The 13317-nt window shown below is 59.2% G+C and carries 11 protein-coding genes, 2 rRNA genes and 1 pseudogene; 6 read left to right on the forward strand and 8 right to left on the reverse strand.

Features of this window, described 5'->3' with window-relative positions:
* Nucleotide 1 precedes the first annotated feature (1 nt).
* The gene (locus K5E37_RS07635; RefSeq protein ID WP_127797741.1) at nucleotides 2-934 is read right to left on the reverse strand and encodes an AraC family transcriptional regulator; all 933 of its coding nucleotides are present in this window, start codon (nucleotides 932-934) and stop codon (nucleotides 2-4) included.
* Nucleotides 935-1520: 586 nt separating this feature from the next.
* Between K5E37_RS07635 and K5E37_RS07640 the strand changes: the two genes are divergently transcribed.
* The 4 genes from K5E37_RS07640 (at nucleotide 1521) to K5E37_RS07655 (ending at nucleotide 5455) form a co-directional block, all read left to right on the forward strand.
* A complete protein-coding gene (locus K5E37_RS07640) occupies nucleotides 1521-2870 on the forward strand; it encodes an MFS transporter (protein ID WP_221533523.1) in 1350 nt (449 codons plus the stop codon).
* 99 nt (nucleotides 2871-2969) lie between these two features.
* The gene (locus tag K5E37_RS07645; protein WP_221533524.1) at nucleotides 2970-3662 is read left to right on the forward strand and encodes a fumarylacetoacetate hydrolase family protein; all 693 of its coding nucleotides are present in this window, start codon (nucleotides 2970-2972) and stop codon (nucleotides 3660-3662) included.
* Nucleotides 3663-3701: 39 nt separating this feature from the next.
* Nucleotides 3702-4466, forward strand: a complete 765-nt coding sequence (locus K5E37_RS07650) for an SDR family oxidoreductase (RefSeq protein WP_085605058.1) — start codon at nucleotides 3702-3704, stop codon at nucleotides 4464-4466.
* A gap of 32 nt (nucleotides 4467-4498) precedes the next feature.
* Entirely contained in the window at nucleotides 4499-5455 is a 957-nt protein-coding gene (locus K5E37_RS07655) for a 2-hydroxyacid dehydrogenase (RefSeq protein WP_221533525.1), read from the forward strand.
* 56 nt (nucleotides 5456-5511) lie between these two features.
* Here the strand turns inward: K5E37_RS07655 and K5E37_RS07660 are convergent, their stop codons facing one another.
* Together K5E37_RS07660 and K5E37_RS07665 are read right to left on the reverse strand one after the other, a co-directional pair.
* Nucleotides 5512-7638 (reverse strand): TonB-dependent siderophore receptor, encoded by a 2127-nt coding sequence (locus K5E37_RS07660; RefSeq protein ID WP_085605064.1) that lies wholly within the window; start codon nucleotides 7636-7638, stop codon nucleotides 5512-5514.
* 145 nt (nucleotides 7639-7783) lie between these two features.
* Complete coding sequence (locus K5E37_RS07665) at nucleotides 7784-8368, reverse strand: TetR/AcrR family transcriptional regulator (RefSeq protein ID WP_085605067.1); 585 nt, start codon at nucleotides 8366-8368, stop codon at nucleotides 7784-7786.
* A 209-nt stretch (nucleotides 8369-8577) separates the two neighbouring features.
* Here K5E37_RS07665 and K5E37_RS07670 point away from each other — a divergent pair, with 209 nt between their 5' ends.
* Together K5E37_RS07670 and K5E37_RS07675 are read left to right on the forward strand one after the other, a co-directional pair.
* The gene (locus K5E37_RS07670; RefSeq protein WP_221533526.1) at nucleotides 8578-9255 is read left to right on the forward strand and encodes a type 1 glutamine amidotransferase domain-containing protein; all 678 of its coding nucleotides are present in this window, start codon (nucleotides 8578-8580) and stop codon (nucleotides 9253-9255) included.
* Between the two features lie 118 nt (nucleotides 9256-9373).
* Entirely contained in the window at nucleotides 9374-10498 is a 1125-nt protein-coding gene (locus K5E37_RS07675; protein ID WP_085605073.1) for an alkene reductase, read from the forward strand.
* On the opposite strand, the pseudogene K5E37_RS07680 reads toward K5E37_RS07675, so the two are convergent.
* The 5 genes and pseudogenes from K5E37_RS07680 to K5E37_RS07700 form a co-directional block, all read right to left on the reverse strand.
* Nucleotides 10477-10719 (reverse strand): annotated as a pseudogene (locus K5E37_RS07680) (GGDEF domain-containing protein); the annotation flags it as partial. The gene K5E37_RS07675 and the pseudogene K5E37_RS07680 overlap by 22 nt on opposite strands.
* Before the next feature lie 17 nt (nucleotides 10720-10736).
* Complete coding sequence (locus tag K5E37_RS07685; protein ID WP_221533528.1) at nucleotides 10737-12281, reverse strand: class I SAM-dependent methyltransferase; 1545 nt, start codon at nucleotides 12279-12281, stop codon at nucleotides 10737-10739.
* Between the two features lie 79 nt (nucleotides 12282-12360).
* Nucleotides 12361-12816 carry a VOC family protein gene (locus K5E37_RS07690; protein WP_085605079.1) on the reverse strand — a complete coding sequence of 152 codons (456 nt, stop codon included), beginning with the start codon at nucleotides 12814-12816 and terminating at the stop codon, nucleotides 12361-12363.
* A gap of 124 nt (nucleotides 12817-12940) precedes the next feature.
* Nucleotides 12941-13056, reverse strand: a 5S ribosomal RNA gene (gene rrf, locus K5E37_RS07695).
* Between the two features lie 150 nt (nucleotides 13057-13206).
* A 23S ribosomal RNA gene (locus tag K5E37_RS07700) occupies nucleotides 13207-13317 on the reverse strand; the annotation flags it as partial.

Here is a 13317-nt window from a genome sequence, read left to right on the forward strand (position 1 = left end):
ATCAGGCATCTACAGGTGACTGCGGGGTGTCGGGGTCCAGTTGCCGACGGCGGAACTGTCCAGGTGGCTGGCCGTGGATCTGGCGAAAGCGCCGGGAGAAATAAGCTTCATCCGCAAAACCACACAGCCTCGCCACCTCGCCCACTGGCCGGGCTCCATTGAGCAGGTAATTGCGCGCCGCGTGCATTCTGCGTTCCAGCACCAGCTCGGTGAAGGTCTTGCCGATTTCCTTGCGCAGCCAGTGCGTGAGGTAAGTCGGTGACAGGTAGGTCGCCGCCGCCACCTTGATCAGATTGAGATCGGGGTCGGCAATATTCTTGCGCAGGTACTCGAACATCCGGCTCAGTGCATCCCGTCGACTGGCCTGTGCTGCGTTTTCTTCCGCCAGGCGTTTGAGCGGTTCGGCATACAGGACGCACACCTTGCCCACCAGTTGCAGCAGCAATCCCTTGAGCACTTCGCGTGTACCGAACTGACGATTCTCGTCCAGGCTGCGCATCTGTTCGATCAGGCCACAGACCTCGTTGAAATCCTCATTCCCCAGAATGAAATCCAGATGTTCCTGAAAGCGGAAAGGCGACAGTTCGGGCGCCAGGAGAATCGATACCTCCTCCAGATCCATCGGGTCGCACTGCAAATGCGGCAACAGAAAGGTCTGGGAAAAGTTGATCACCATGAAATTGCTGTCCGCCGGATGCGGGATCACGTGCACACGGTGCGGTAGGATGAATGCCAGTGCGTTACGCGGAAACGGACGAACCGCGTTGCCAATGTGCTGCACCGTGTCGCCACCGAGATTGATCTGGATCTGGAAGTATTCGTGTCGATGCGGGCTGGTCTCGGCGCGGCGACCTTTTTTGTCACGAATATAGAAGTCCATCATCTCGCTGCGTTGCTGCATGACGTAGGTGGGCACACGGCATTGTGATGTCATTTGTTGAACATCCTCGACAGGTACTTGGGCAGGTTTTCCTGGCGTTGCCGAGCAATCGGCATTGCTCATCTTGAAGGTTCGGCGCCAGCCCTTCAAGCAGTCATACGATGACATCAAGCTCAGTGGATTTTCTGCACTTCCATTACCAATGATGCCTGTCCAAAAAAACAGACCGGACAGCCATCGTTTTTTCCATTTAAAAACAGATAGATAGAAATCAAATCAGAGAGCACCTTAAAAATCCACTGTGTGGTTTTTTTTGGACAGGTTTATCTGGCGCTGCCTTCTCCGGAAAAAATGATCTAACACCTTGATTGATTTCAAGAGGTTGTACGACCACTGTATTTCCCACGCCCAACCTCTTTCAAAAACAACAGAAGGTGCGCACGTCATGAATCCGCTATTGCTCCCCGCCGCCCCTCCCCAGCCTTTACCGACGATGCCAGCCGGGAGACGTAACTGAACGTCTGACCCTGGCCGTTTGTGCCATTCGTTTCAATTTCGATTGCCTTGCCCCCGGACAGCGGGCAACGGCGTCGGCTGTCCGCAAACAACTCGACACTTCTAACAATAACGAGGTCCACTCATGTCGAATTCGCACACCTCCCCGACCACCGCCCCGCCGCTGATTGCCAGCGACAGAGACGCCGTCTCTTCCCGGCGACTGCCGACGCGGCGACGCTGGTTCATGCTCTCGCTGCTGCTGATTGCGACGATCATCAATTACATCGACCGGGTGAACATCTCGATCGCCGCCCCGTTCATGGCCAAGGACCTGGGTCTGGACAAGATCGAAATGGGGCTGATTTTCTCTGCCTTTGCCTGGACGTACGCACTGGCGCTGGTGCCGGCCGGGTTTATCGCCGACCGTTTCGGTTCGCGTTTTACCTACGGAGTTTCACTGATCAGTTGGTCGACCGTCACGGTGTTTCAAGGCTTCGCCACGGGTTTCGCTTCGCTGTTCGGCCTGCGCCTGGCCGTCGGGGCGATGGAAGCGCCGGCATTTCCGGCCAACAGCCGTGCGGTAACCGTATGGTTTCCGGCGCGGGAACGGGGACTGGCCAGCAGCATTTACGTCTGCGGGCAGTACCTGGGAACGGCACTGTTTACCGGTGCCCTGCTGTGGCTGGCCACAACCTTTGACTGGCGCCATGTCTTCTACAGCACCGGCGCGCTCGGCATCGTCTTCGGTGTGCTGTGGCTGTATCTGTATCGCGATCCGCTGAACTGCAAGAAGGTCAGCAAAGAAGAGTTGAAATACATCGAGGCCGGTGGCGGACTGGTCAAGAGCAGCCAGGAACGCACTCGTTTCAACTGGCGGCAGATCGCCGAGCTGTTCAGCTATCGCCAGGTCTGGGCCATTTGTATCGGCAAGTTCGCCAGTACATCGGCGCTGTACTTCTTCCTCACCTGGTTCCCCACCTACCTGATCGAAGAACGCCATCTGACCACAATCAAGGCCGGGATCTTTGCCGTGATGCCCTTCGTGGGCGCAACGGTCGGCATCCTGCTCGCCGGCATCGTGTCCGACCTGCTGATCCGTCGTGGCTACTCAATGTCCTTCGCCCGGAAACTGCCGCTGGTGGTCGGATCGATGCTGGGCATGTCGATCGTGCTGGTGAACTTCACCGACTCGAACGTCATCTGCATCGCCGTGCTGACCATTGCCTTCTTCGCGCAGGGCATCGCGTCGTCTTCGTGGGCGGCGGTGTCGGAGGTCGCGCCCAAGGAACTGATCGGACTCACCGGCGGGATTACCAGCCTGGCTGCCAACATTGGCGGGATCGTCACCCCGATCGTGATTGGCGCTATCGTCCACGCCACCGGCTCGTTCGCCTATGCGTTCTGGTTCATCGGCGCCGTGGCGCTGATCGGCACCCTCTCCTATTCATTGCTGCTCGGCCGCCTGTACCGCATCGAGTTGAAAACACGCTGAAGCAAGAATCACCGTTTTCTCCAACAGGAGGCGGCTTTCGTCCAACTTCGCCAACGATTGCCGCCGTACGCTGACCTTTCACACAGGACTTGCACCAGGATGAACATGACCGAGTACGTCTTTACCCCGGATCTGCCAGTGACCTTGCCGGTTGTCGGCAGCGAGCAACGCTTTCCCGTCGGACGCGTGTTTTGCGTCGGCCGCATCTACCCGTGGCCGGACACGCTGGGCCAACCGCGTCAGCCACCGGTGTTCTTCATGAAACCGGCCAGCAGTGTCGTCGACGCTGCCGGCGAAGTGATCTTCCCGTCACTGACCGAAGAGTTCGCCCATGAAATCGAACTGGTCGTGGCCATCGGCGAAGGCGGCTCGCATATTCCCGAGAGCCAGGCGCTGGCCTATGTCTGGGGCTACGCCGCCGGGCTGGATCTGACCCGTCGTGACGTACAGCGCCTGGCCAAGCGCGACGGTTTGCCATGGGAAGGTGCCAAGGTGTTTGACGGCGCCGCACCGATGACCGCCATTGTGCCGGTCACTCGGGCCGGTCGGCTCGAAGGGGAATTATGGTTGAGCGTGAACGGTGAAGAACGCCAGCGCGATCGTCTCGACAGCCAGATCTGGTCGGTGAGTGAAGTCATCAGCCGCATCTCGCAATCCGTAACACTCAAGGCCGGCGACCTGATCATGACCGGCAGCCCCGCCGGCGTTGACGTCTTGCAACCCGGCGACGTCATCAGCGCCGGGATTGACGGCATCGGCCAACTCGAAATGCGCGTCGGCCCCCGGCCTTGAGTCTGTCCTTAAGTGATTGGAAAAAAGGAGAACAACAAAATGTCTGACACTCAATCCTTGAAAGTGGCCCTGGTGACCGGCGCCGGCAGCGGGATCGGCCGTTCGGTAGCCCTAGGCCTGCTGGCCGACGGTTACACCCTGGTGCTGGCCGGGCGCCGGCCCGAACCCCTGCAGGCCTTGGTCGATCTGGCGGCCGGCGAAGGACGCGAAGCCCTGGCGGTGCCTACCGATGTACGCGACCCCACCAGTGTCGACCAGCTGTTTGCAACCATTGCCGAAGTCTACGGACGCCTGGACGTGGTCTTCAACAACGCCGGGGTCAATGCCCCTGCCGTGCCGCTGGACGAACTGACGTTCGAGCAGTGGCGAAACGTGATCGACACCAACCTCAACGGGGTTTTCCTCTGTGCCCGTGGCGCGTTCGGGCTCATGCGCCGGCAACAGCCACAGGGTGGCCGCATCATCAATAACGGTTCGATTTCGGCCCACACCCCACGTCCTTTCAGCAGCGCGTACACCGCCAGCAAACACGCGGTACTGGGATTGACCAAATCGCTGGCGCTGGATGGTCGGGAATTCAATATCGCCTGCAGCCAGATCGATATCGGCAATGCCTTGACCGAAATGTCGGTACGCATGACCAAAGGGGTGCGCCAGGCCAATGGCAGCATCGCGGTGGAGCCGATGGTCGACGTCAAGCATGTCGCCGACGCCGTGCGCTACATCGCCGGTCTGCCCCTGTCGGCCAACGTCCTGAACATGACCGTCATGGCCACTGCCATGCCGTTTGCCGGCCGCGGTTGAGCCGGCTTTTTTATTGCGTAAGTGAGGTTTACATGAAGCCAGAAGTCTTGCAGCTGAGCCCGATCCTGATTCCGCAAATCAATGCCCGTCTCGGCGAACTGTTCACGATCAGGCGTTATTTCGAGCAGGCCGACAAAGCGGCGTATTTGCAGGAACACGGCGAAAACATTCGCGGCGTCATCACGGGTGGGCACACGGGGATCAGCCAGGCGTTGATGGCGCAATTACCCAAACTGGAAGTGGTGGCGGTCAACGGTGTCGGCACCGATGCGGTCGACCTGGCCTACGCCAGGGATCGCGGAATCCGCGTGACCGCGACCATCGGCGCACTGACCGAAGACGTGGCCGACCTGGCCATCGGTTTGCTGATCGCCGTGTGTCGTGGGCTGTGTACCAGTGACCGTTACGTTCGCTCGGGCCAGTGGCCACAAAGCCCGACCCCATTGGCACCGCTGCCTTTGGCGCGGCAAGTGTCCGGCATGCGTATCGGCATCGTGGGCATGGGCCGGGTCGGCCGAGCGGTCGCCACCCGGGCAGCCGCGTTTGGCTGTCCGATCAGCTACACCGATCTGCAACCGATGAGCGATGTCAGCCACACCTTCATTGCCGACCTCAAGCAACTGGCCCGCGACAGTGATGCCCTGATTCTCGCGGCAGCCGCCGACAAGGCCGAGGCCATCATCGATGCCTCCGTGCTGCAGGCTCTGGGCAAGGGCGGCTACCTGATCAACGTCGCCCGAGGAAAACTGGTCAACGAAACCGATCTGGTGGCGGCCCTGACGGCTGGCGAGATCGCGGGTGCGGCACTGGATGTTTTCGTCGACGAGCCTAACGTGCCTGAAGCCTTGTTTGCCCAGGAACAAGTGGTGCTGCAACCGCATCGCGCCAGCGCGACCCTGCAGACCCGCACCCGCATGGGCGAGATGGTAGTGGCGAGCCTGGTGGACAGTTTCGCCGGAAAGACTCCGCAAGGATGTGTGAGCGGCTGAGCCTCACAGTCATCGGGGGCCGCTGCCCCCGATGATGGATTTCAGACCCGATCGGATTACAACGTGTAGGAAATGCCGACCTGCACCGTTCTCGGTGCCCCTGGATAGGCGTAGACGTTACCGAATGCGCCCTCGTCGTAGTCCCGGTCAAACAGGTTCTTCAGGTCGAGATTAAGACGTACCTTGTCATTGACCTTGTAGTAGCTGAGCAGATCGACAACGGTATAGCTCCCCATCGAAAACGCGGTGTTCGCCGTTTGCCCCGCGCGCTCATCGACATATTTGACGCCTGTCCCCAGACCCAGACCACTGAGGGCACCGTCCTGGAACTCATAGACGTTGAGCAGGCTGAAGCTGTTTTTCGGGATGTTCATCAGTCGCGTGCCGGAGCGGATCACGTTGTCCTTGGTCACCTCGGCATCGACGTAGGCGTAACCCCCGATGACACGCCACTCGGGAGTCAGGTTGCCGGCGACATTGAGGTCAAATCCCCGGCTGCGCACTTCCCCGGCAGCCACGCTGAAAGTCGAGTCCACCGGATCAGTGGTCAGGACATTGCGCTTTTCAATCTGATAGATCGCCGCGTCAACGCTCAACTGATGATCCAGCGCTTCCCATTTGACGCCCATCTCCCAGGACTTGCCTTTCTCCGGTTCAAAGCCGCCGCCCTGTCGGCTTGCGCCGGTATTGGGCTTGAAGGAACGCGCGGTGTCCGCGTAAATCGCGAGGGTGTCAGTCAGGTCGTAGGTCACACCGACGCGGGGCGTGACGGCATTGTCACTGGCCTGCCAGTTCTTGCCGCCGGGCACGTAGGTTTCGTAGTCGTGTTCGAAGCGTTCGAAACGTGCGCCGGCCAGCACTTTCAACCGATCGGTAAGCGCTACCTGGTCCTGTACGAACGCGGCGTAGGTCTTGAGATTTTCCTTGTCGTGGGTCGGGGTGCGCGTCAGTGCCGGACGGGGCTGCCCATAGACCGGATTGAAGATATCGATCGGATAGGCACTCACCGCGCCGCTGGAGCGCTGGATGATCGACTGGTAGTCGTAATCTTCGTATTCGATACCGGTCAGCAATGTGTGTTGCAGGCCGCCGGTGGAGAAGTGACCGGTCAGGTTGAGCTGAGTGTCCTTGTCGGTCCACTCCAGCTTGCGGTAGTTGAAATTTCGTCCCAGGGTCCGGCCGTCGGCGGCAATGCCGTTGGCTTCAATGGCATTGCCCTGCAAGGTACCGTCGAGCCACTGGAAGCCACCGCCGAGCGTCCAGTCCTCATTGAGCACATGCTCGAAGCGCAATTGCGCCATGTTGTTGTCGTTGTGCAATTTGCCAGCGTCCGGTTCACCGAAGAAGGTGTCACGGGAGGCAGTGCCGATCTGCCGGGGATAACGCGTCGCGCCCCGGTCCAGCGGATGATTGTTGCGCATGAAGTCACCCTCGAAGATCACTCGGGTGTCATCGCTGGCTTGCCAGGTCAGCACGGGGGTCACGCCGTAGCGTTCGGTTTCGACGTGATCGCGGAAGGTATCGCCGCCCTCGCCCACCACGTTCAGGCGATAGGCCAGACGCCCCTCTTCATCGAGCGGACCGGAAGCATCCAGGGTACCGCGGCGCATGCCTTGTTCATTCAGCTGGCTGCCGAGTGTGACCGTGCGCTCGGGCAACGGTTGTTTGGATACGACATTGAAAGTACCGCCCGGATCACCACGGCCGTAGAGCATGGTCGCCGGCCCGCGCAGGACTTCCAGACGCTCGATGGTGTTGGCATCCGGCATGTTCGGATAACCGCGGTTGATCGGGAAACCATTACGGTAGAACTCGCCGGTGGTAAATCCGCGCACGGTGAACGTGGTCAGTCCCTGGCCGCCGAAATTGTTGGCTCGCCCTACGCCGCCCGCGTAATCCAGCGCGTCCTGCAGCCGGGTAGCACCGAGGTCTTCGACCGCGTCTTTGGTGACGACACTGATCGACTGCGGGGTTTCATGGATCGAGGTGTCGGTCCGCGTGGCACTGGCCGAACGGGTCGCGCGATATCCGTGTACTGGACCGTCCGCTCTTTCGTAATCCGCGGTACCGACCACATCGGTTGCCTCCAGCTCCAGCGCTGACACCGTTGAATCGGATGGCTCGGCCCACGCAAAGGGAGACAACGTTTGCAACACACAGATGGACAGCAGAGTTCGACGCATGAGGGGAGAACCTTACAGATAGGCCAGAACGAAGGGGGTAACTGCCAGCAAAACGCGGCGGATGGTATACCACCCGCCGCGCAATTGATAGGCATTCCCATTCGTTTGTGCAGCTGACTCTCAACCTCTTGCGTCTATCGCTTTCTCACACGCTCAACAGGCGTTTCGTGGTCGCCATTGACGTACTCAACGACTGTCCTGTGCGTTGCAGTTTGTTCAGCAAACTGGCCCCCAGCCACAGCTGATACAGGGTTTCGGCCAGTTCTCGGGCATCGCCCTGTGGCAGGCTTTTTTCGACCTGGCCCTGTTCGATGCACTCGCTGATGCGCGCCACCACTCGCTCTGCACCATCACGCAAGGTCAGGCGCATGGTTTCGGAAAGGTCAGCCACCTCGGCACTGAGTTTCACCACCAGGCATTCGTCGCCATGGCCTTCCAGGGTGCAGCGATCCTGCCAGCCTTGCCAATAATCCATCAGCCGTTCATGGGCGCTCAGGCCGGGCAGCGTCAGGCGTCGCTCCATGTCGGCCAGATAGTCGACGAAGTAATCCTCGAGCAAGGCCTGGCCGTACAGTTCCTTGGATTTGAAGTAGTGATAGAACGAGCCCTTGGGCACGCCGGCGGTCTGCAGGATCTCGTTCAGGCCGACACTGGTGAAGCCTTTCTCGGCCATCATCCGGTGGCCGGTGTCGAGCAAATGTTGGCGGGTGTCGTCGTAGGTCGGTTTCATGGGGCACGAATTACCAGGCAATAGACCAGTCGTTTATCTCAAAGGAACGCGAGTTTGCCACACCTGTCCATGAAAAACCTTCGAAGAAAAAATTACTAGACGACTGGTCTAATTGGAAACTATGCTGCGCCCCGACAAACCTTTTCCCGGTGTCGATCCTGTGCGAATCCCTTGCTCATGAACGCCGCCAGACCAACCCAGGGTGCTCTATGAAAATCTTGATGGTTTTGACTTCCCACGATCAACTCGGCAACACCGGCAAGAAAACCGGCTTCTGGCTCGAAGAGTTCGCCGCCCCCTACTACGCCTTCAAGGACGCCGGTGCCGACGTCACACTGGTTTCGCCCGCTGGCGGCCAGCCGCCGCTTGATCCGAAGAGCGACGAGCCCGACGCTCAGACGGCTGAAACCGATCGCTTCCGCCAGGACCCTGCGGCCCAACAGGCACTCGCGAGCACCGGCCGCCTGGCCGACGTCCGCGCCGAAGATTTCGATGCCGTGTTTTATCCAGGTGGCCATGGCCCGCTCTGGGACCTGGCCGAAGACAAGCATTCGATTGCCCTGATCGAAGCCTTCGCACGCAGCAACAAGCCCCATGGCTTCGTCTGCCATGCGCCGGGGGTGCTGCGTCATGTCGTCGACGCAGACGGTAAACCGCTGATCCAGCATCGCGAAGTGACCGGTTTCACCAATTCCGAAGAGGCGGCCGTCGGTTTGACGGATGTCGTACCTTTCCTGATCGAAGACGAGTTTCAGCGTCTTGGCGGTCGCTATTCCAAAGTTGCCGACTGGCAGGTTCATGTAGTGACAGATGGAAAACTGGTGACCGGCCAGAATCCTGCCAGTTCGGCAGCTGTCGCCGAAAAACTGCTGAAGCTGCTGGGCTAGAGCTTTCCGCTACATCCTCGAACAACTGATTCGGACACCGTGTGTGCGTTGCACGGTGTTCTTTTTTCGCCATTTTAATAGTCGACTGGTCTAATAAGACCATGAACAAGGTATTTCCATGAACCACAGCAGTTTCTTTACACCCGTCACCCTGGGCCGCCACATCCTCAAAAACCGCATAGTCCTGCCACCCCTCACCCGCCAGCGCAGCACCCAACCGGGCAATGTCGCCAATGAATTGATGGCCGAGTATTACCAGCAACGTGCCGGTGCCGGTTTGCTGGTGACTGAAGGCACCCAGATCGAGCCTCGTGGGCAGGGATACGCCTGGACTCCAGGCATTCATACACCCGAACAAATCGTCGGGTGGCGCAAGGTCACCGAGGCTGTCCACGCCAGTGACGGCGTGATTTTCGCGCAGCTATGGCATGTCGGTCGCGTATCCCATACTGCCCTGCAACCCAATGGTGACGCACCGGTGTCGGCCTCCGCCATCGCCACCGACCGGGTCAGTGTGTTCATCGAAACCGCGCCCGGTGTGGGCGCTCTGGTTCCGCCGTCCGCGCCTCGAGCGCTGACCACCGATGAAGTCCAGGAACTGGTTCAGCTATACATCCAGGCGGCGCGCAATGCCATGGACGCCGGTTTTGACGGTATCGAACTGCACTGCGCCAATGGTTATCTGGTAAACCAGTTCATCTCCGCCCACAGCAACCTGCGCACCGATCAGTACGGCGGTTCGTTGCACAATCGCCTGCGTTTTCTGCGCGAAGTAGTCGCCGGGGTCGCCAAGTGCATCGGCAAGGAAAAAGTCGGTGTGCGCTTCGCGCCGCTGTTCACCACCACCGATGAAGCGCGGACTTACCTGGGCATGGTCGAGGAAGATCCGCACACCACTTACATCGAAGCGATCAAGGTGCTGCAAGACGTCGGCATTGCTTACCTGTCTATTGCAGAAGCCGACTGGGACGACGCGCCAGTGATGCCGCAAACCTTCCGTCGAGCGGTGCGCGACACCTTCGGCGGCGCGATCATTTACGCGGGTCGCTACAACGCCGAAAGCGGTGCACGCTTGCTGGAATCAGGACTGGCGGATCTCGTGGCTTTCGGTCGTCCGTTCATGGCCAATCCGGACCTGCCCGCGCGCATCGCCAATGACTGGCCGCTGAATTCGCTGAACCCGGCTACGGTGTATGGCGGTGATGCCGAAGGCTATGTGAATTACCCGGTGTACGCAGAGTAGCTTTCGTTGCCAACACTTTTTGCAAGCCCGTTCCGGACCGCCCCTTTGGCTTGATACAGCGCCTGATCTGCCGCAGCGATCAGGCCTTGTACCGTGTCCAGTTGCGACCCTGTGGCGGCCGCAATGCCGATGCTCACACTCACTCGGTCGAATGGACTGGTCCGGTGAGCGATAGGCTCTTGCGCCAAGCGTTTCAGGATTATTTGCGCCACGACCGCTGCGCCGTCCCTCGTCTCGACTAGACGATTTTCAAAGCCTTGAGAATCACCAGCGTACTCTCGGCAAACGCTTGGGCCTGCACGGTCAGTTCGGCAAGGTTTTCTTCCGCGGTGGTCAAGGCCTTGCCATCCTTGAGGAGACCTTCGCCCTGGCCGCCGATGATGCCCCATGCCAGTTGCGCCCATTCAGCCGGGTGCTTTTTGCCTTGCTTGATCGATATCAGGAACAACTGCTGGAAGCGGCTGACCGTCACGCCACCACCGGTCACCGGACTCGCCAGGGTCTGAATCTTGTTGCCATACAACGAACGCTTGCACAGCTGCAGGTTGAGGGTATTGCAGCGGGCCTGCACGAGCTTTTCGGCCGCCTCGCTCTGACAGGGCGCCACGACGCCCATGCCGATCAGCACGTTGAGGGCTTGCTCCACATCGCCATAGGTCAACGAGGGCACGAGATCCAGCAAGTGCCGCAAGGTCTTCGACACATAGGCGTCATCCGCCAATCCCGCAAGCACCGGGCCATAGATCTCTGCCTGCAACGTGGCTGCGCCTGCCGGACCGGTGACATTGGCCGGCACGCTTTCAGCCGCCTGCAACAGGACGAAGCGCGTGCTGAGCATGCGCTCGCGGTGCTCGGAGGCCGACAGCCTGTTGGCGCCACGCACATAGAGGTCCCGACGGAAACTCTGGTTCACAAAGTAGTCACGCGCCTGCTCGCGCATGACGGGATGGTCGATACCTTCCAAAAAGTCCATGCCTTCCGCGCTCAGGTTGAGGGGGTCGACGGAGTCCAGCGGCACGGCTGTCGTGGCGTAATCGAGCTTGGCGGGTGCCAGGGCATCAACCACGTCGGTGAAATACATGCAGTTCCAGTCGCGGTTGAAATACTCATGGGCGACGTACTGGCGGTCCTGACCCTTGATGCTCTGGAGCTTGGCGTCCAGACTCGGTGCGGAGTTGGCATATTTAGGATTTGCAGCCAGCAGCGCTTCGGAAAATTGCAACGCGGCGTCAATACGCTGATCAGGACGCGCAGAGGCCTGACTGGCGAAACGGTCGTGCAGGCTAAACAGCTGGCGCAACGGTGCCTGAGGCGACCAGCCCGGGAAGCAGTTGTAGCTGACGTAGAGCAGACCACCAGGCTTGAGATGACGACGGACGAACTCGACGATCAACTTGTGGTTGTCGCGGCTGACCCAGGTCCAGATGCCATGCAGGCTGATGCTGTCGAACTGAGGTAAGTCATGGCGGGCCAACAACTGCTCGAAGCTGTCGTCATACAGTCGCGCATCGCTGCCCCAGTCTTTAGCCAGTGCGATGGCATGGGACGCCTGACCCGGGTGAAAGTCGGTGCCGACATAAGAACCCGGATTGCCTGCGGCATGGATGTTGATCGAAACGCCCTGACCAAAGCCCAGTTCACAGTGGTAACCGTCGGTGCTCTCCAGCGTGGCGAAACCGCGCAACAGCAGACAATAACGCTGGAAAACCGGATTGATTTCCCGGCTATACCCGTAGGTGTAGCCTTCGTCCGTGAAATATCCCTCGTTCCAGGCATTGCTCATGCGTGCACCCTTTTCTTATATCGGAAGTGAAAGTCGCTCTTATACGGGGTAGTCGTGGCGTATCACAAGAGGAAAAACGTCAGGCAAACGCCTCCTCGATAAACGCCTCCAGCGTTTTTTCTTCGAGGATTTCGATCGAGAAGTGGCCAAAGCGTTTGGGCAGCCAGATGATGCGCGCCCCTGACGGCGATTGCAGGTGTTCGCGGGCCAGCGGTTTACCGTTTTCATCTTCTGGCTGCACGCCTTCGGCGACCAGTTCGTCGTAGGCTTTTTCGATGTCGGGGGTCGAATAGCAGTGACGGTAGATCATGCCCTCGCCTGCGCTATCCAGGAGCTCCCGCAGATTCCCGGCCAATGGCTGAACCAGCATGAAACGCTCCTGCCCGATCAACGCAATCGCATAACGCACATGCAGGCCGCCCCGCTCCCACACCAGCGTCCTGGAGATTCTCGCCTTTAAAATCTTCGCGTAATACGCACAGGCCTCTTCGAGGTTGTTGACGAGTACATCGACGTGACTGAACTTGAGTTGCATGGCCTGCCTCCTGCCGAACGGAGGCTCATGGTAAACATCAACGGGCTCGCTGACGCGAGCAAAAACTTTCCTTCGGGCAAAACAAAACCCCAACTGCTTTCGCAATTGGGGTTTCGGAATTTAATCTTGACGATGACCTACTCTCACATGGGGAAACCCCACACTACCATCGGCGATGCATCGTTTCACTTCTGAGTTCGGGATGGGATCAGGTGGTTCCAACGCTCTATGGTCGTCAAGAAATTCGGGTACTGAGTCGTGACCAGAGGCCTCGCTTCAGCAAATTGGGTATGTGACAGCTTTCGGTGTTTTGTGAACGTCGAACTTTCGGTTCATTGCGTCTTCACACACCGCAATCTGGCCTTTCGACTCAAATTGCTTGGGTGTTATATGGTCAAGCCTCACGGGCAATTAGTATTGGTTAGCTCAACGCCTCACAGCGCTTACACACCCAACCTATCAACGTCGTAGTCTTCGACGGCCCTTCAGGGAACTCAAGGT

This window comes from Pseudomonas sp. RIT778, from assembly GCF_019718735.1.
Classification (GTDB): Bacteria; Pseudomonadota; Gammaproteobacteria; order Pseudomonadales; family Pseudomonadaceae; genus Aquipseudomonas; species Aquipseudomonas aphyarum.